The sequence below is a fragment of the Pseudomonas maumuensis genome, from assembly GCF_019139675.1.
GTDB classification, from domain to species: Bacteria; Pseudomonadota; Gammaproteobacteria; order Pseudomonadales; family Pseudomonadaceae; genus Aquipseudomonas; species Aquipseudomonas maumuensis.
Map to the genome: position 1 here is coordinate 2,378,282 of NZ_CP077077.1, position 19,398 is coordinate 2,397,679.

Here is a 19,398-nt window from a genome sequence, read left to right on the forward strand (position 1 = left end):
AAACGAAAGACAAGGGAAGGATACCTGCGCTCAGCGCACAGGCAGTTGATCCCGGTAGCGTTGATAGGCGACCTCGTACTCGGCCTGTTGCGCCGGGCGGGGCAGGGTGCGGGTGCTTTCGTCGAGGGCGACGCAGCGGTGGCACAAGGTTTCGAGGCTGTCGCCCTGGCCCAGCTGGCGACCGAGGCTCCAGGCGGCCTGGATTGCGGCGCCGAGGGCGGCGGCTTCGGTTTGTTGGGGGCATACCACCGGCAGGCCGAGCAGGTCGGCCAGTACCTGCCGCCACAACGGGCTTTTCGCCGCGCCGCCGACCAGGCGGATTTCGCTGCCTTGCAGGCCGCTGGCGCGCAGCAGATCGAGGCCGTAACGCAGGCTGAAGCAGGTGCCTTCGAGCACGGCGCGGCACAGGTTGGCGCGGGTCAGGTTGGCGCTGGTCATGCCGTGCAGGCTGGCGGTGGCTGCGGGCAGCGCGGGTACACGTTCGCCGTCGAAAAATGGCAGCATCAGCAGGCCGTCGGCGCCAACCGGAGCTTGGGCAGCGAGGGCGGTGAATTGGTCGAGGTCGAGTTCCAGGAGGTAGCGAACCAAGGTATTGGCGCTGGTCAGGTTCATGGTGCAGATCAACGGCAACCAGCCGCCGCTGGAGGCGCAGAAAGTCGCCACTTCGCCCTGGGCGCTGACGTGGGGCTGGTCGGCATGGGCGGCCAGGGTGCCGGAGGTGCCGAGGCTCAGGGTGATCATGCCGGGGGCGATATTGCCGGTGCCGATGGCGCCGAGCATGTTGTCGCCGCCACCGCTGGCCACCCATGTCTGCGAGCTCAGGCCGAGCGTGCTGGCAGCTTGTTCGCGCAAGGAGCCGATGCAGTCGCCAGATTCGACCAGCTCAGGAAGCGCAGCCAAAAGACGCTCGCCCGGCTCGATGTGCTGAAGCACATCAGGCGCCCAGGTCCGTCGGCGCACATCGTAGTAGCCGGTGCCGGAAGCATCGCCGGGCTCAGTGCAGACGCGACCGGTCAGCCAGTAATTCAGGTAGTCGTGGGGCAGCAGAATATGGGCGAGACGGGCGAACAGCTCAGGGTGATGGCGCTTGGTCCACAGTAACTTGGACACTGTATAGCCCGGTGCGATCACCAGCCCGAGGCGTTCGAGCGAGCCTTGGGCGCCACCCAGTGCATCTAGCAGAACCTCGTTCTCGGGCGCGCTCTCGGTGTCGCACCAGAGCTTGGCTGGGCGCAGCACCTGGCCCTGGGCGTCGAGCATTACCAGGCCGTGTTGCTGGCCGGACACCGCCAGTGCGCGAATGGCCCGGCCATCCACACCGGCTTCGCGCAAGGCAGCGGACACCGCCGCACGCAGGGCTTGCAGCCAGTCGACCGGATCCTGCTCGCGCCGGCCATCCCGGCCTTGGGGCGGCGCATGGGCGGCGCTGCCCAGGCCCAGCACCTGGCCGCTGCTGGCGTCCAGCACCAGGGCCTTGGTGCCCTGGGTGCCGCAGTCGATGCCGAGGAACAGTCCGTCCATTTCGAAAGCCTCCGTGTCAGTCGCCGAGGACCTGGCGCAGGGTTTCACTCACGCCAACTTCGCGCAAGCTGTCGTAAAGGCGCTCGAAGGCGCTGACGAAAGCCTTGGACGCGGGGATCGTGCTGCCGAAGATCGTCTCGTCGCCGAGCACCCGGGTGGCCAGGCCGTCGCGCTGCGCCACCCGGGCCTGGCAGTCGGCGGCGCGGGGGTCGGGGATGTTGTAGCGCGTGCCCCGTTCATCCTCGCCGCGCAGGTACAAGGCCCAGGCGGCTACCACCAGGGCCACGCGCTCCACGGGCTTGCGGTCGGCGATCAGGCGGTTGGCGGTGGGCACGATGAACTTGGGGAATTTCGACGAGCCGTCGGAGCACACGCGCTCCAGCTGGTCGGCGATGGCGCGGTTGGCGAAACGCTCGGTGAGGCTGTGCTTGTAGCGCGTCAGGTCGATGCCCGGAACCGGGGCCAGTTGCGGGGTTACGTCCTGGTCCATGAAGGTACGCATGTAGCGCTGCAGCAGCGGGTCGGCGAGGGTTTCGTGGACGAAGCGGTAGCCTTGCAGAAAGCCCAGGTAGGTGAGGGCCAGGTGGCTGCCGTTGAGCAGCTTGATCTTCATTTCTTCATAGGGCGTGACGTCGTCGGTGAACTGCACGCCGACCTGTTCCCAGGCCGGGCGGCCGGCGACGAACTTGTCTTCCACCACCCATTGCAAAAACGGCTCGCACACCACCGGCCAGGAATCGTCGACGCCGTGGCGCTCGAGCAACTGCTGACGGTGGGCGGGGCTGGTCATCGGGGTGATGCGGTCGACCATGGCATTGGGGAAGCTGACGTGGCCGTCGATCCAGCGGGCCAGGTCGTGGTTCTGCAGGTGGGCGAAGGCCAGCAGGGCCTTGCGGGCGACGTCGCCGTTGTGCGGGAGGTTGTCGCAGGACATCACGGTGAAGGGGCCGCTGCCGGCCTCGCGGCGGCGGCGCAGGGCTTCGCAGAGGAAGCCGAACACGCTCTGCGGGGCTTGCGGGTTGGCCAGGTCGTGCTGGATCTGCGGCAGGTCGGCGCGGAATTCGCCGGTGCTGTCGTCGATGCAGTAGCCGCCTTCGGTGATGGTCAGCGAGACGATGCGGATGCCGGGTTCGGCGAGCTTGGCCAGCAGCATTTCGGCGCCGTCCTCGGCCAGCAGCATGCCGTTGATCGCGGCGATCACGCGGACCTGGGTGTCGGGCTGGTCGCCCAGTTCGAACAGGGTGTAGAGGTGGTCTTGCGCGGCCAGGGCATCGCGCATGGCGCGGTCTTCGCGGCGCAGGCCGGCGCCGCAGATTGCCCAGTCGAGGCCTTCGCCGAGGTTCATCAGGGCGTCGGTGTAAGCGGCCTGGTGGGCGCGGTGGAAGCCGCCGACGCCGATATGCACGATGCCCTGGCGCAATTGGCTTGGGTCGTAGCTGGGGCGGGCGACGGTGGGGGGGAGGTGGTCTAGGTTGGGCTTGTTCAGTTTCATGCTGGGGGCATTCCTTTCGAGGTCGTAGGCCGTTGAGGCTGTTGATCGCGTGATGGCGGCGAGGTGCTTGGCGGTAGTTTTGTAGCGCTCTCGAGATCGAGCGCCGCCCGCGCGGCGCATCGCTGGCAAGCCAGCTCCCACATTTGTTTCGGGCCAGTTACTTCTGGTCCATCTCCACTGTCCGCCTTGTTTGTACGACGCGGTTTCAGCATTGGCGCTGATGCCGCACCACCAGACTTGAGACATGCACCAAGGCGGACAGTGGAGACCTCACAGGATTGACTGGCCCGAAACAAATGTGGGAGCCGGCTTGCCGGCGATGCGCCGCGCGGGCGGCGCTCGATCTCATAGGCGCCACAACCCTCCCGCCGAACACCTCAGGCCACCTGCTGCAGACGCTTGTCGAGCGCCTGCCCATTGCTGTCAAACAGATGGCACTGGCTCGGATCAAATCCCAACTCCAGCGCATCGCCATACCCCGGCGCGAAGTCGCCGCGCACGCGCACGGTGAGCATTTCGCCGGACGCGGCGCGTACGTGGCAGTAGCTGTCGCTGCCGAGGCGTTCGCTGACATCGGCCGTCACCTGCAGCGAGCCCGCCGCACCCTGGCATGTCGGGCTGATGCTCAGGTGTTCGGGGCGGATCCCCAGCGTCACCTGGCTGCCGGTATGCAGCTCGCCCGCGCACAGCGGCAGGGCAATGCGGGCGCCACATTCAAGTGCCACCTCGCACTGGTTGCCCTGGTTACGGCTCAGGTGCCCGCGCAGGAAGCCCATTTTCGGCGTGCCGAGAAATCCCGCGACGAACAGGTTGGCCGGATGATGGTACAGCTCCAGCGGCGATCCGACCTGCTCGACGCGCCCGCCGTTGAGCACTACCACCTTGTCGGCCAGGGTCATGGCCTCGACCTGGTCGTGGGTCACGTAGATCATCGTCGCGGCCAGCTCCTGGTGCAGGCGCGCCAGCTCCAGGCGCATCTGCACGCGCAGGGCGGCGTCGAGGTTGGACAGCGGTTCGTCGAACAGGAAGATCTTCGGGTTGCGCACGATGGCACGGCCGATCGCCACCCGCTGGCGCTGGCCGCCGGAGAGCTGGCGCGGCTTGCGCTCGAGCAGCGGTTGCAGCTCGAGGATGCGCGCGGCGTTGTCGACCTTGGCGGTGACCTCGTGCTTGGCGACGCCGGCCAGGTCCAGGGCGAACGACAGGTTCTTGCGCACGGTCATGTGCGGGTACAGGGCGTAGGTCTGGAACACCATGGCCAGGTCGCGCTTGGCCGGGGCGGTGTCGGTGATGTCGGCGCCGTCGAGGGTGATGCTGCCGCTGCTGACCTCCTCGAGGCCGGCGATCAGGCGCAGCAGGGTGGACTTGCCGCAGCCGGAGGGGCCGACGAACACCACGAACTCGCGGTCGCGCACGTCCAGGTCGATGCCCTTGATGATGGCGTGGCCATCGAAGCCTTTGTGCAGGTTGCGGATTTTCAGGTCAGCCATGGCTAGTCACCTCTGTGGTGGCCGGTTGATTGAATGAGGGGCTGTGGGGATCACTGGCTGGCAAAGGGGCCGCTTTGCGGCCCATCGCTGGCAAGCCAGCTCCCACAAGGGAATTGCGAAGCCAGGTCATTTCACGGCACCGAAGGAGAGCCCGCGCACCAGCTGCTTCTGGCTGATCCAGCCAAAGATCAGGATCGGCGCGCAGGCCAGGGTCGAGACGGCCGAGAGCTTGGCCCAGAACAGTCCTTCGGGGCTCGAGTAGGAGGCCACCAGCGCGGTCAGCGGGGCGGCGGCGGACGAGGTCAGGTTGAGCGACCAGAACGCCTCGTTCCAGCACAGGATCAACGACAGCAGTAGGGTCGAGGCCAGCCCGCCGCGGGCGATCGGCAGCAGCACGCGGACGATCTCCTGCCAGGTGCCGGCGCCGTCCAGGCGCGCGGCTTCGAGGATGTCCACGGGGATGTCCTTGAAGTAGGTGTACACCATCCACACCACGATCGGCAGGTTGATCAGGGTGTAGACGATGATCAGCGCCAGGCGCGAATCGAGCAGGCCGAACTGCTTGGCCAGCAGGTAGATCGGCATCAGCACGCCCACCGGCGGTAGCATCTTGGTCGACAGCATCCACAGCAGCGTGCGCTTGGTGTGGCGGGTTTCGAAGAAGGCCATCGAATACGCCGCTGGCACGGCGATGAGCATGCACAGCAGGGTCGCCGAGAAGGAGATCAGCACCGAGTTCCAGGCGTAGGCGAAGTAGTCGCTGCGCTCGTTGATGTGCAGATAGTTCTCCAGCGTCGGCGCGAAGATGAACTGCGGCGGCGTGGCGAAGGCGTCCAGCTCGGTCTTGAAGCTGGTCAGCAGCATCCAGAAAATCGGGAAGAAGATCACCAGGGCGATGGCCCAGCACAGCAGGCCGAGCAGGGCGTTCTTCAGGGTGCGGGTTTGCTTGAGTGTCAGCATGGCGGGCTCCTCAGCTGCGCGCGGTGAGGTTCTTGCCGATCATGCGAACCAGCACGATGGCGGCGATATTGGCGATCAGCACGGCGATCAGGCCACCGGCCGAGGCCATGCCGACGTCGAACTGCAGCAGCGCCTGGTTGTAGATCAGGTAGGCGAGGTTGGTGGACTCGTATCCGGGACCGCCGCTGGTGGTGGTGAAGATCTCGGCGAACACCGACAGCAGGAAGATGGTCTCGATCATCACCACCACGGCGATGGGCCGCGCCAGGTGCGGCAGGGTCAGGTGCCAGAAGATCGCCAAGGGGCCTGCGCCATCCAGGCGCGCGGCTTCCTTCTGTTCCAGATCCTGCGACTGCATGGCGGTCATCAGGATCAGGATGGCGAACGGCAGCCATTGCCAGGAGACGATCAGGATGATCGACAGCAGCGGGTAGTGCGCCAGCCAGTCCACCGGTTGCGCGCCGAACAGGCGCCACACGGCGGCGAGGATGCCCGACACCGGGTGGAAGATCAGGTTCTTCCACAGCAGCGCGCTGACCGTGGGCATGATGAAGAACGGCGAGATCAGCAGCACCCGCACCACGCCGCGGCCCCAGAACTCGCCGGCCTCCAGCAGCGCGGCAATCAGCACGCCGAGCACCACGCTGATCGCCAGTACACTGCCGACCAAGGTCAGGGTATTCAGGGCGCCGGGCATGAAGCCGGCGTCGGTGACGAAGAAGGCGAAGTTCTCCAGGCCCACGAACTGGTTTTCGCCGGGGTACAGCAGGTTGTAGCGGATCAGCGAGAAATACAGGGTCATGCCCAGGGGCACGATCATCCACAACAGCAGCAGCGCCACCGAAGGGCTGACCAGGAACCAGCCGGGGCCGACGCGGCGTTTGCCGGGGCGCGCGGTGGCGAGGCTCGGGGTGTCGAGGGCCGATGTGTTCATGGCGACTCCGTGTGCGGCAAAAAGGGGCGGTCACCGCGCCGGGGTTCGGCGCGGTCGGGGGGCGCTGCGGGTTACTTGGGGTAACCGGCGCGCTTCATCTCGCGTTCGGTGGATTGCTGGGCCGAGGCCAGCACCTGGTCCACTTTCATCTGCCCGGTGAGGGCGGCGGCGAACAGCTTGCCGACCTGGGTGCCGATGGCCTGGAACTCGGGGATGGTCACCAGCTGGATACCGACGTAGGGCACGGGCTTGAGGGTGGGGTGGTTGGGGTCGACGCGCTTGAGTGATTCGAGGGTGACCTTGGCGAATGGCGCGGCGGCCAGGTACGCGTCGTTGTAGGTCGAGGCGCGGGTGCCGGGCGGCACGTTGGCCACGCCTTCTTTCTCGGCCACCAGCTTGCCGTAGGCCTCGGAGGTGGCCCAGGTGGCGAACGTCCTGGCGGTGTCCTTGGATTTGGAACTGGTGGGGATTGCCAGCGCCCAGGAATACAGCCAGGTGGCGCCCTTGTCGGTGACTTCCTTGGGCGCGAAGGTGAAGCCGACCTGGTCGGCGACCTTGCTCTGGGTCTTGTCGGTGACGAACGAGCCGGCGACGCTGGCGTCGACCCACATCGCGCACTTGCCGCTGTTGAACAGCGCGAGGTTTTCGTTGAAGCCGTTGCTGGAGGCGCCGGGCGGGCCGTATTGCTTGAGGGTGTTCACATAGAAATTCAGCGCGTTCTTCCATTCGCTGCCGCTGAATTCGGGTTGCCATTGCTCATCGAACCAGCGTGCGCCGAAGGCATTGGCCACGGTGCCGATCAGCGCCATGTTCTCGCCCCAGCCGGCCTTGCCGCGCAGGCAGATGCCGTACTGGCCCTGATCGGGGTGGTTGAGCTTGGCGGCGAACTCGCCGAGCTGGGTCCACGTGGGTTGCTCGGGCATGCTCAGCCCGGCTTGCTCGAACAGGTCCTTGCGGTAGTAGGTGATCGAGGCTTCGGCATAGAAGGGCAGGGCGTACAGCGTGCCGTTGGCCGACAGGCCGTTGCGTACCGAGGGAAACACGTCGTCGAGGTTGTAGTCGGCGGGCAGGTCGGTCATCGGCGCCAGCCAGCCCTTGGCACCCCACAGCGCGGCTTCGTACATGCCGATGGTCAGCACGTCGAACTGGCCGCCCTGGGTGGCGATATCGGTGGTCAGGCGCTGGCGCAGCACGTTCTCTTCAAGCACCACCCACTTGAGCTGGATGTCCGGGTGCTGCTGCTCGAACACCTTGGCCAGGCGTTGCATGCGGATCATGTCGTTGTTGTTGACCGTGGCGATGGTCAGGGTGTCGGCGGCCTGGGCATGCAGCGGCAGGCTAAGGCAGGCGGCGGCCAGGCAGGCCTTGATCGAGTCGTTCATCAGTGAACTCCCTTATTGTTTTTGTATCGCTCGGCGCTGATTACACCCGTGCAGGGCGATGACGACAAAGCCTCGCCTGCACCTTGGCTGATACTTTTTTGCAGTGCTTGAACAGGGGCCGCTGCGCGCCCCATCGCCGGCAAGCCGGCTCCCACAGGGATGGCGCTGGCTTGAAGGCGCTGCGGTAGGGGTGGGAGCCGGCTTGCCGGCGATGGGCTGCAACGCAGCCCCAAGGCTCAGGCGCGGTTCTGCTCGGTCAGCCGCTGGGTCACCAGGCTGCGGTAGTCGGAAGGGGTCATGCCCTTGAGTTGCAGGAAGCGTCGGTTGAAGTTCGACAGGTTGCTGAAGCCCGATTCGAAGCACACTTCGGTCACCGGGAGCTCGCCCTTGGCCAGCAGCTCGCACGACTTGCTCACCCGCAGCCGGTTGACGAACTCGACGAAGCCACGCCCAGCCGCCTGCTTGAAGAAGCGCGAAAAGTAGGTGGGGGTCATCCCAAGATGCTCGGCGACATCGTTCTGGCTCAAGTCCTGGGCGTAGTGCTGGAAGATGTAGTCCACCGCCCGGTTGATGCGTTCGACGTTGTGCTCGTCGGCCAGCTGCGAGGAGGTGACGGTTGACAGTAACTGGTAGTCGTCACAGCTGGCCAGCTGCTCCATAAGGATAAAAAAGTATCCCAGGCGGCTCATGCCGCGGCTATCGGCGATGCGTTGCAGCAGTTGGCGGCTCTCCTTGATCAGCGCTGGGTCGCGGAACTCGACACCATAGCGTGCCCGGGCCAGCAGCGGGGCGAGCTGGGTGAGCTCGGCGAACACCTGGCAGCCCTCTTCAAGCACCTCGTCGGTGAAGTTGACCAGCATGTCGCGCTTGCCGACTACTTCGTCGGGGCCGACCTGGCTGATCCAGTTGTGCGGCAGGTTGGGGCCGGTGAGGAACAGCGTGTCGGGGGCGAAGTTGCCGATGTAGTCGCCGATGAACACCTTGCCGGCGCTGGCGACGATCAGGTGCAGTTCGTACTCCTTGTGGAAGTGCCAGCGCACCAGCGGGCTGGGAAAGCCGTGCTGGCGGTAGATCAGCGAGGCACCTTCGTGGTCGTCCATCAACTCGTAGGATGGATCGGTGACTTTGCTCGTTCTGGGCATGGCGGTGGCTGGGCCTGGGGGCGAGATGTCATCCTAGCCTGAAGCGGCGGCGTAGGGCAGAGGCGCTATGCAGGTACGGCAACCTCTTCAGGATATGAAAAATGCTGTAGGAGGGCCCCTTGCGGTGGGCCTATGCAGGCATTCGCTAAGGCAAATTCCGTGGCTCCTACAACTTTTATTCCTTTGTTTGCGTAGTCCTTTTCCCAAAGGTGGCTTTTCCAACCGCCCAGCCGTTGTAGCGCGTAGATCGGCCCTTTAGTCTCGCCCTGCTCGTCGTGTTTCACCGTTTGGGGTTGGCTGGGCTTTTGGGCAGAGCGCCGCACAAGGATCGTGCGGTTTGGCCCGCTGGCCTTGGACGGTAAGACGCGGCGGGCTCTTTCTTTTTTTGGGGAGGGACAATGGACAAGGATGAGCAAGCAAAGGACAACGGCGAAGCCAAAATCGTCAGCCTGGCCGGGCGCGCTCGGCAGCGTTCGATACGTGACTGGGTGCAGGCGGTACCGGGGTTGTCGACGGCGCAAGTGCTGCAAGAAACGTCGATCATCCTGGGTTGTATCACCGGGCTGACGCACCAGGCGTTGAGCCAGCCGAAAGAGGCGCAGACGCTGATGCGCGCGACGTATTACCTCAGCGGGTTGGCCAAGGCGATGATCGATGGGCAGTTGCCGGTACACAAAGGGCAAGGCGACGGTTGAGCATCGCAGCCAGTACAAGAGCCGCTTTCGAGTAGTCGAAAGCGGCTTTTTGTTTGGCGGCAGGTGCCGATCACTCGAGCAATCAACTCACCCCAGCCAACCGCTTGATCTGCTCGGCAAAATCCTTCTCGGCAATCTTCACCTCCACCAGTACCGGCCGCTGCACCACCATCAGCAACTGTGGCAGCAGCCGCTCCAACTCCTCCACCGTCTCCACTCGATACCCCAGCGCGCCGTAACCTGTTGCCAGCGCCGTATAGTCCAGCGCGGGCAGGGTATCGAACGGCGCGAATTCACCGTCGGGCGTAAACGCGTCAGGGTCGACGAAGGCTTGCTCGATCGCATACACCTGGTTGCTCATCACGAACACCACGGCATTGATCTTGTTGCGCGCCAGCGCCGCCAGGGACTGGCTGACCATCATGAACCCGCCATCGCCGGCCACCACTACCGGGCGTCGGCCGCTACCCAGCGCCACGCCCAGGGCGCAGCCGGTCTCATGGCCGAGCGAGCCCCAGATGGCATCGGAGATGAAACTGCCGCGGGGCATGCCATTGATGTTGCTGGCCACGTACAGCGACGAGCTTTCGCCGAGGATCAGCGTGCTGGTCTGCCACAGACGATGCTCCTGGGCAAAACTCACCAGGCTGTCGAAGAAGCTTGCATAGCTCAGTGCGCTGGGCACCGCGCCACTGCCCAGCAGCGGGCGCGAGGCGGCCAGGGCGGTACTCGGTCGGGGGAACTGGGTGTCCACCTTCAGGGCCTTGAGCAGGGCCTCGACATAGTCGGGCAGGCGCACGTTGGGGTAGTAGTCGGCGCCGGCGCGTGCCAGCTCGCAGTTCACCTGGACGATTTCGCCATAGCGGGCCTTGAGCAGGTCGAGGTAGTCGTCGGTGAAGATCACGCCGATGGCCAGGATGCAGTCGCAGGCATCCACCCGCGCCGAGGTTTCCGGGCGCGAGGCGGGGCCGGCGTAGGTGCCGATGAACGGCGCCTGGCTTTCGTCGAGCACGGTCTTGGCGTCGAGGGTGGTGGAGAAGGGCAGGCCACAGCTGTCGATCAGGCGTTGCACGGCGTCCTGCAAACCGTAGCGGATGATCTCCACGCCCAGCAGTACCAAAGGCTGGCGCGCCGTGGCCAGGCGTTGCACGGTGGCCTCGACCAGGCTTTGCAAGGCTTGGGGGTTGGACGGGCGCGGCGCCGGGGTCAGTTGGCCGTGGGGGCGGCTGACTTCGGCGCCCCAGATGTCCTGGTAGGCCTCCAGATAAATGGGCTGGCGGTGGGTGAGGGCGGCGATCAGCGCATTGTCGATCTGCCAGGGCGCGCGGTGCGGGTCGGACAGAATCTCGCAGGCCACGGTCACCTGCTCCAGCACGTTGCGGTCGGCCTCGAAATTGCCGGTGGAATGGTGGAACAGCACGTTCTGGGCATTGGCCTTGAGGCGGTCGCTGGTCGAGGGGCTGGCGGAGATCACCACCACCGGGTTGCGCTCCACGTACGCACCGGCGATGGCGTTCACCGCGCTGAAGGTGCCCACGCCGTACTGCAGCGACACCGCGCCCAGGCCATGTACCCGGGCATAGCCATCAGCGCTGTAGGCGGCGCCCATCTCGTAGACTTCGCCCACGGCGTCGATACCGTCGAAGGCGTCCAGGGCACTCATGAATTTGGAGCAGTAATCCCCCGGCACCTGGAACACCTTGTCCAGGCCCAGTTCCTTGAGCCGGGTCAGCAGGTAGTCGGCCACGGTAAAAGTGCTCATGGCTTGATCCCCGCGCAGATGGCCTGGGTGATGTCGTCGAGCACCTGCGGCGCATGGCTGGGCATGGGCGGGGTGGCGTAGTCGATCTCTTCCGGTGCCGGGGTCGGCAGCAGCTGGTAGCTGGCCGGCAGCCAGTTGGGGCGCGGCAGTTCGAAGAACTCCTGCAAGGCGGACTCGGCGGTGGTCAGCGCGCCTTCGACCCAACCCTGGCCATAGGAATACGCTTCGCCGACGATGAACACCTGCTGGTCTTTCACCGGATGGCGCATCTTCTGGATGATCAGGTCCAGGCGGTAGTTGGCCTTCCACTCGTGCCAGCCGCCACCATACGGGTCGGCGTCCCAGGCGTGGTACACGGCGCTGTAGGGCGCCGGCAGTTCGACCTGGGCGTGCAGTTGGGTGACCTGGCGCTGGGCAATGCGCACCATTTCGTCGCTTATCTGGAATTGCGTGCGCGGCACCACCGCATCGTTGGCGATGCGCCCTTCGAGGCTGCGCGGGGTGTAGCCGATGAATTCGGGGCCGTCTTCCAGGCCTTTCCAGAACGGCACGGTGCCGATGTCGTTGTAGGAGGCCATCAGCAGCGAGTTGAAGGTGTTCTCGCCACCGGCTTGATCGCACTCCGTGCCCATGTAGTAGCACTGGCGGATGGGCAGGTCGGTGACCGAGCGCCCGGCCACCAGGCCCAGGTTGCGCCACCAGGGTTGCTCATAGGCCAGGAACAGCTTGAACGCCGACTGCACCAGCACCGAGCCGAGGTTGTCCTTGAGCCACGGGTCGTCGAACAGCGGCGAGTCGATCAGCTCCAGCGCGCGGCGCGGCAGGGCGAGGATGACCTGGCGGGCGTGGATGATGTCCTCGCCTTCGAGGTCGTGGGTCTTGCCGTTGACGGTTTCGGTGTGGCGCAGGTGCAGGCGGTAGGGGTACTCGGTGTCGTCGCTGTAGCTCAGGGCGGCCAGGCGACGGTTCATCTGGATACGCTGATCGGCGGGCACCAGGCCGCCGGCCTGTTCGCTGAAACGCTGAGCCAGGGTCAGCGGCAGGCTCTGGAAACCATCCTTGAGCGTGCGGAACACGGTGGCGTCGCTGTACTCGGTGGCGGGCAGCTGGGTCACGGCGCTGGCGTTGGCGACGTTGGCCTCGTAGCCGCCGGCGTCCTTCATGAACTGGTAGCCCTCGTTGCTCAGCACGCGGTAGAGCAAGTCCCAGAAGCCGTAGCGCCAGATCGGTTTGCCGAACACTTGCACCTGCATCTGCTCGGCCAGGCTCAGCTTGTCGAAACCGGGGTAGATGCTGTTCATCACGTTGACCTGGAGGTCTTCGGGGTTGTAGCCGCGCTCGGTCCAGCCCAGGTCGTAGGGAACCTTGTGCGGCGCCTCGACGAAGTCGCGGAAACGGAAGCGCTGGCCACGCAGGTAGAACAGGTTGTCCTGGGCGCCGATGGGCGCGTCCTTGGGCAGTTCGTTGCCCATGGGGAAGTCCTTGCTCGGCAGGCCCAGGTGCTGCACCAGGGTGTCGACCATCACATGGCCGTCGGCGCCGGGCATGTAGCGCATGCCGCCCACCTCGGCGACCACGTTGGGCAGGCCGGGCAACTTGACGCTGAACAGCCGCCCGCCGATGCGGTCGCCGTATTCGAACAACTGGATACGCATGCTGTCGCCGTGGGCCTGTTGCAGGCGCCAGGCGCTGTAGGTACCGGAGACACCGCCGCCGATGATGGCGACGTCCAAGGGTTGGGGCTGGCTCATCGCAAATTCCCTTTTGTTGTGTGTGGGCAAGGAATCCATGTGACGAGCCAGTATTGTCGAGGTTTGGCGGAATGCCAGTTTGCCACTATCAAATAGTGGGGATTGCTCCAGCCCCTTTGGATACCCTGCGCGAGCGGTCCAATCAGGGGGCTCTGGCGGGCCTCGGCTAATGCGTGCCAGCTGATCCCGACGCGCCAACCCAGGGTACTGCTGGTGGCAATTTGCCTGTAATCTGTCGTTTTTCGTAACACTCAGGCAAGGATTGCGTAGGCATGTTCTCGTTCACCCAGGAAAAAAGTCTGGTCGTCGACTTGGAAGTCAACCCCGCCAAACCGGGCAAACCGGAACAGATCTTCAAAGTGGGGGCGCTGCGCAAGGATCTCGAGGTCGAGCTCGAGTGCAATGTGGACAAGGACCTGCCCCAGGTGCTGGCCAAGGTGGATGACATGGTCGAGGGTGCCGACTGCCTGCTGGGCCACAACCTTATCCAGCATGACCTGCGAATCCTGCGCCAGCAGGCGTCCACCCTGGCGCTGCATGAGCTGCCAGCCATCGATACCTTGCATCTGTCCCCTCTGGCATTCCCACGCAATCCTTATCACCGCCTGGTGAAAGACTACAAACTGGTACGCGACACCCTCAACTCGCCGTTGGCCGATTGCCACCTGACACTCACCCTGTTCCAAGACCAGCGTGAGGCGTTCGCGCAGTTGTATCAGACAGAGCCTGCAGAGTTGTTGTGCTACCAGGCCTTGCTGGCGCCGACTTCGGCGCAGGATGCCGGTTTGTTCGCATCGCTCACGGGGCGTGCATCGGTTGGCGTGGATGAGATCAGGCCGCTGATCCTGCAGCAGCTGGCGGACACCGACAGCCAGGCCAAGCGCGACCTCAAGGTATGCCGCGAGCGGTTGGAAAAGTTGCTCGACGAGGACTTGCTTGACAGCAGTCAGCACCTGTCGCTGGCGTATGCGCTGGCGTGGTTGCGCGTATCGGGAGGCAACTCGGTACTGGCGCCCTGGGTCAGGCACCAGTTCCCCAGGGTAGGCGAGTTGATTGCCCAGTTGCGCGACGTTCCTTGTGCCCGCGAGGATTGCCAGTACTGCCTCACCACCCATGATCCTCATCACGAGCTCAAGCGCTATTTCGGCCACCCGGACTTTCGGCGTGACGCGAACGGCCAAAGCCTGCAGCGCGACATCACCCTGGCCGGCATGCGTGGCAAGCATGTGCTGGCGGTTATGGCTACCGGCGGGGGCAAGTCGATTGCCTACCAGGTGCCGGCGCTCAACCGATTCCATCGCAATGGCAGCCTGACCATCATCGTCTCGCCACTGCAATCGCTGATGAAGGACCAGGTTGATGGCATGAGGGACAAGGGTATCCAGTGTGCCGAAATGTTCAATGGCCAGCTCAGCATGCTGGAGCGGGCGGAGGTACTGGAGAAGGTTCGGCTGGGCGATATCGGCATTCTGCTGGTGTCACCCGAGCAGTTTCGCAACAAGGCGTTCCGCAGTGCCATCGAGCAGCGCCAGGTGGGTGGCTGGATCTTCGATGAGGCCCATTGTCTTTCGAAGTGGGGCAATGACTTGCGCCCAGACTACCTCTACGCCGCCCGCTACATCGCACAGTACAGCGGTGGCAGGAAGCCAGCGCCCATCGGTTGTTTCACCGCCACGGCAAAACCGGAGGTGCTGGCGGACATCCGCAGTCATTTCAAGGAGACTCTGCGGGTCAAGTTCGAGGAATTCCTCGGCAGCCATGAGCGTACCAACCTTAACCTCGAGGTGATGGCCTGCAACCGTGCCGAGAAGTGGCCACGGGTGCTGCGCTTGCTGGAGGACTACCTGGGCGACCAGCCGGGCGGCGCGGTGGTTTTCGTCGCCAGTCGCAAGGCGGCTGAGGACCTGGCTCGTTTCCTGAGCGACCAGGGGCTGGCCTGTCGGCACTTCCACGCAGGGCTGTCGTCGTCGAGCAAGCAGACGATCCAGAACGATTTCATGGATGGCAAGGTCAAGACGATCATTGCCACCAACGCCTTTGGCATGGGGATCGACAAGCAGGATGTCCGTCTGGTGGTGCATGTAGACATTCCCGGGTCGCTGGAGAACTACCTGCAGGAGGCAGGTCGGGCCGGGCGCGACAATGTCACAGCACACTGTGTGCTGCTGTATGACCCGCAGGACATCGAGACACAGTTCGGGCTCTGTGAGCGGGGTTGTGTAAGTCAGCGCGATATCCAGCAAATCCTCGATAAGCTGCGTAAGGACTATGAGAACCGTCAAGGCCGGGACCTGGTCATCACTGCCGGTGAGATCCTGATGGATGGCAACGTTCACACGTCCTTCGATGCCGATGCCGCCGATGCCGAGACGAAGGTGGTGACCGCCATCGCCTGGCTGGATCGCGGTGACTATCTCAAGCGGGAGGAAAATCACACGCAGATCTTTCCTGCCAAACCCGCGGTATCTCTCGAAAAGGCGCAGGAGCGCTTGCGGGACGCGAAATTGTCCGAGCGCCGCCGTGCCGAATACATGGCGATTCTGCGCTACCTCCATGAGGCCACGCCCGACGAACGTGTCGACACCACCAACCTGGGCAAATTGACCGGCCTTGAGCCGGAAGAGGTGGCCCAGACGCTCAAGGCCCTGGAAAAGCAGGGGCTGCTGGCCAACGATGCACGTTTCACCGTGATGCTCGCCTATGGTGTGGCCAATCCCTCGCTGCAGCGTCTGCAGCAGTTGCGCAGCCTGGAGCAAGCGCTGCTCGCGACGCTGGCCGAGCAGGCGCCGGACGCCGTCAACGCTGGCTGGAAGGACATCAACGTCACGGCGCTGACCGCCGCCCTGAAGGATCGCCTGCAACGCAAGGAATTGCTGCCTCTGCATGTCCTGCGCCTGTTGCGTGGGTTGGCGCCCGATCGCGATGGTCCTGCCAATCGAACCAGCAGTTTCGAGCTCAGGCAACTGAGCCATGACTACATCAGCGTGCAAATCATTCACAAGCACGGTTGGCAGGGGCTTGTGCAGGACAGTGAAACACGTGGGCTGATCGCCGGCACGTTGCTGACCCACCTGCTCAAGCGTGTGAGCACGCGTGGTAAGCGAATCATGATCGAGGCCACGTTCGGCGAGTTGGTCAAGCTGATCGAGGATGACCTGGAGCTTGGCCTGCGCGTGAGCAAGCACCGTGACAAGTACATCGAGCGTGTGCTGTTGTTCCTCCATCGTCAGGAGGTGTTCACCCTCAACCAGGGTATGACCGTGATGCGCCGGGCGATGACCATCAAGGCCGTGGCGGGGCGCAACAAGTACCTCAACGAAGACTATCAGCGCCTCGACGAGCACTACCGCGAAAAGCGCATCCAGGTGCATGTGATGCGCGAATACGCCGAGCTGGCGTTGCATGAACCTAAACAGGCGCGGCAACTGCTTGCCGACTACTTCACGCTGACCAAGGAGCAGTTCCTGCGCGACTACTTCGCCGGCCGCGAAAACGTGCTCAGGTATGCGACCAGCGAGGCGTCGTGGCAGATGATCGTCGAGGCGTTGAGCCCGCCCCAGCGCGATATCGTCACCGATGAGCAAGACAGCAACACCCTGGTGCTTGCCGGGCCAGGCTCTGGCAAGACGCGGGTGATCGTACACCGCATCGCTTATCTGCTGCGAGTCAGGCGCGTGCCGCCGCGGGCCGTGGTGGCATTGACCTTCAACCGCCATGCCGCCAACGAAATCCGCAAGCGCTTGCTGGCGCTAGTGGGGGCCGATGCCCATGGGGTCAGCGTGATGACCTACCACAGCCTGGCTATGCGCTTGACGGGCACACGCTTCCAGCGCGGCGAGCAGGTGGACGAGAAGGTGCTCAAAGGCTTGATGGCCGACGCGGTGTCGCTGCTCGAGGGGCCGTCAGTGGTCGAAGAGGAGGATGCCTTGAGCGACCGGGATGACGATCGCGAGGAGCATGACAACCTGCGTGCGTTGTTGCTGCGCGGCTATCGCTACATCCTGGTGGACGAGTATCAGGACATCGACGAACTCCAGTACCGCCTGGTCAGCGCCCTGGCCGAGCGAGGCTCCACCGAGGAAGGCCGACCCTGCATCATGGCCGTGGGTGACGACGACCAGAACATCTATGCGTGGCGCGCCACCAACAACCAGTACATCGAGGACTTCCTCACGGACTACCACGCCGACAACGCATACCTGGTGGAAAATTATCGTTCGAGCGGATACATCATCGCGGCCGCCAATCATTTGATTGGTTGCAATTCGCAGCGCCTCAAGCAACTGCGGCCCATCACCATCGACGCACGACGCCTGGGGGAAGCCCCCGGTGGTCAGTGGGAGGCGTTGGACCCGCAGCGCCGTGGGCAGGTGTTGCGCCTGTCCATCGACCCCGGCGACCGTGACATCGGCAACCGCCAGGCGCAGGCCGCCATGCTCGAGTTGAAGCGGCTGCTGGAGCTGGAGCAGGGCGCGTGGGACGGTTGCGCGGTGTTGTCACGCACCCACCAGTTCCTCTGGCCAGTCCAGGCATGGTGCGAGCAGGCCGGCATCCCCTATCAGCTGGCGTCGGACAAGGACGGCGGCGTGCAGTTGAGTCGGCAGCGGGCCTTCGTCGCGGTGGTGGATCTGCTTGGATCGCACCAGCAGAACCTGACCGCCCGCCAGGCGCTCGAGCAGGCGCGATCAGTGCTCGATGTGTACTGGAGCGAGTTTTTCGAGGAGGCCTTCGAGCAGCTCGAAATGGAGTCGGGCGATGGCGAGTTGCCGAGTGGGAAAATTGTCGACTGGCTATACGACTACGCCCGGGAGATGCGTCAGCAGCGGTGCAAAGGGCTATACCTGGGAACGGTCCACTCGGCGAAAGGCCTGGAGTTCCGCCATGTCGTCCTGCTCGATGGCGGCTGGAACACCCAGGCCAAGACGCTCGACGATGAGCGGCGGCTTTACTACGTGGGCATGACGCGCGCCGAGCAGACACTGACGCTGTGCGAGTTCAACGCCAGCAACCCCTTCAGTGGATGCCTGCCGGCGAACGTGCCGCGCCAGGCGGTTAGCGCCCCTCATCGACCGGCGCTGGATACCCGGTACCAGCAGTTGAGCCTCAAGGACATCGACATTGACCACCCCGGGCGCAAACCGGGCCAGCATGAGATGCATGCAGCCCTGCGCGAGATCAGGCCGGGTGCGCGCTTGCGCTTCCAGCACGACGGTGTGCGCTACCTGATGCTGGACGAGGCGGGACGAGAAGTGGGCAGGACCGCGCAAGCCTTCAAGCCTGGTTTCGCGGTCGAACAGTGCGAGGTCGCCGATATCGTGGTCCGCTACGATGAGGACAGCAAGGAGGAGTATCGCAAGCGGCTCAGGTGTGAACGTTGGGAACTGGTGGTGCCGCGAATCAGCGGCGTACCGCTGCAGGATTGACCGTGGCGGCGTTGATCCGTGCGTCTGTTCGGGCAGGCTCAACCTGCCCGGAAGCGACGCAGGATCGACGCCAGCGCCAGGGTCAACGCGACTGCCAACCCCATGGCCAGGCTGATGGTCAGGGCAACCCCTAGGCGCTCGAGCAGCGCGGCCATCGCCAGGTAGAACGCAATCACCCCCACCGCGCCGATGGCATTGCCCCGCACCATCGCCGCCATTCCGGCGCGTCCGCCCTGCACGTGGGCGAACACCACCAACGGCCAGGCGATCACCGGGATCGGCGCCAGCATGCCGCTGGTCGCCGGCCCCAGCCAACTGGCCAGACTGGTGGTGAGCATCAGCAGCGCGGTGGCTGACACCATGCGCAAAGGAATCTCCCAATACCGATGTTTGGGGCGGGCGAGGGTATCGGGCCTGGGTTCGCGGCCACTGGCGCGGATCAGCACGCCGATCAGCAGCAGTGCCACGCCGATCGAAAGGTACAGCCCGCCCCAGTGCGTGAAGGCATAGGCTGCAAGGCCATAGAACAGGATCGCCAGCGATACCGCAGCAGCGATGCCGAGCTTGCGCGTGGCGAACAGGTAGAAGGTGTAGGTGGCTTGTACCGCCGCCAGGCCGCCCAGTGCTCCCGGCACCGCACCCAGGGCAAAGGCGCTGCCTTGTTCCAGGCACAGGAAGGTCATCACCAGCGCCGAGGTGATCGGCAGGCCGGACAGCAAGCCGCCGAGCAGGCCGCCCCAGCGTCGCGAGGCAAGGGAGATGGCCCACATCAGCAGCGGGGTGACGAGGAGTTTCAGGTAGAAGAGGGTCATTGCACGCAGTTCCGGTTCTGCAAGGGATGCGCCC

12 protein-coding genes are annotated in these 19,398 nt (G+C 64.5%); 2 read left to right on the forward strand and 10 right to left on the reverse strand.

Annotated features, from left to right (window positions below):
• Positions 1-30: 30 nt before the first annotated feature.
• From xylB to KSS90_RS10940, 7 genes are all read right to left on the reverse strand, one after another.
• On the reverse strand, positions 31-1,521 hold the full coding sequence (gene xylB / locus KSS90_RS10910; RefSeq protein WP_217869377.1) for a xylulokinase: 1,491 nt from the start codon (positions 1,519-1,521) through the stop codon (positions 31-33).
• Between the two features lie 16 nt (positions 1,522-1,537).
• Positions 1,538-3,013 carry a mannitol dehydrogenase family protein gene (locus tag KSS90_RS10915; RefSeq protein ID WP_217869378.1) on the reverse strand — a complete coding sequence of 492 codons (1,476 nt, stop codon included), beginning with the start codon at positions 3,011-3,013 and terminating at the stop codon, positions 1,538-1,540.
• Between the two features lie 377 nt (positions 3,014-3,390).
• A complete protein-coding gene (locus tag KSS90_RS10920; RefSeq protein ID WP_217869379.1) occupies positions 3,391-4,503 on the reverse strand; it encodes an ABC transporter ATP-binding protein in 1,113 nt (370 codons plus the stop codon).
• A gap of 126 nt (positions 4,504-4,629) precedes the next feature.
• The gene (locus tag KSS90_RS10925; RefSeq protein ID WP_011533227.1) at positions 4,630-5,463 is read right to left on the reverse strand and encodes a carbohydrate ABC transporter permease; all 834 of its coding nucleotides are present in this window, start codon (positions 5,461-5,463) and stop codon (positions 4,630-4,632) included.
• 10 nt (positions 5,464-5,473) lie between these two features.
• Positions 5,474-6,397, reverse strand: coding sequence for a carbohydrate ABC transporter permease (locus KSS90_RS10930; protein ID WP_038705865.1), 924 nt, complete (start codon positions 6,395-6,397; stop codon positions 5,474-5,476).
• 71 nt (positions 6,398-6,468) lie between these two features.
• A complete protein-coding gene (locus tag KSS90_RS10935; RefSeq protein WP_217869380.1) occupies positions 6,469-7,779 on the reverse strand; it encodes an ABC transporter substrate-binding protein in 1,311 nt (436 codons plus the stop codon).
• Between the two features lie 236 nt (positions 7,780-8,015).
• Positions 8,016-8,921, reverse strand: coding sequence for an AraC family transcriptional regulator (locus KSS90_RS10940; protein WP_217869381.1), 906 nt, complete (start codon positions 8,919-8,921; stop codon positions 8,016-8,018).
• A gap of 398 nt (positions 8,922-9,319) precedes the next feature.
• Here KSS90_RS10940 and KSS90_RS10945 point away from each other — a divergent pair, with 398 nt between their 5' ends.
• A complete protein-coding gene (locus tag KSS90_RS10945) occupies positions 9,320-9,616 on the forward strand; it encodes a DUF3077 domain-containing protein (RefSeq protein WP_217869382.1) in 297 nt (98 codons plus the stop codon).
• A gap of 82 nt (positions 9,617-9,698) precedes the next feature.
• Here KSS90_RS10945 and KSS90_RS10950 read toward each other — a convergent pair whose 3' ends face one another.
• Both KSS90_RS10950 and KSS90_RS10955 read right to left on the reverse strand, forming a co-directional pair.
• On the reverse strand, positions 9,699-11,378 hold the full coding sequence (locus KSS90_RS10950) for an alpha-keto acid decarboxylase family protein (RefSeq protein WP_217869383.1): 1,680 nt from the start codon (positions 11,376-11,378) through the stop codon (positions 9,699-9,701).
• Positions 11,375-13,129, reverse strand: a complete 1,755-nt coding sequence (locus KSS90_RS10955; protein WP_217869384.1) for a flavin monoamine oxidase family protein — start codon at positions 13,127-13,129, stop codon at positions 11,375-11,377. Before KSS90_RS10955 ends, KSS90_RS10950 begins: the two co-directional genes overlap by 4 nt.
• A gap of 272 nt (positions 13,130-13,401) precedes the next feature.
• Between KSS90_RS10955 and KSS90_RS10960 the strand changes: the two genes are divergently transcribed.
• On the forward strand, positions 13,402-18,552 hold the full coding sequence (locus KSS90_RS10960) for a RecQ family ATP-dependent DNA helicase (protein WP_217869385.1): 5,151 nt from the start codon (positions 13,402-13,404) through the stop codon (positions 18,550-18,552).
• A 38-nt stretch (positions 18,553-18,590) separates the two neighbouring features.
• Here KSS90_RS10960 and KSS90_RS10965 read toward each other — a convergent pair whose 3' ends face one another.
• A complete protein-coding gene (locus KSS90_RS10965) occupies positions 18,591-19,364 on the reverse strand; it encodes a hypothetical protein (RefSeq protein ID WP_217869386.1) in 774 nt (257 codons plus the stop codon).
• Positions 19,365-19,398: the final 34 nt, after the last annotated feature.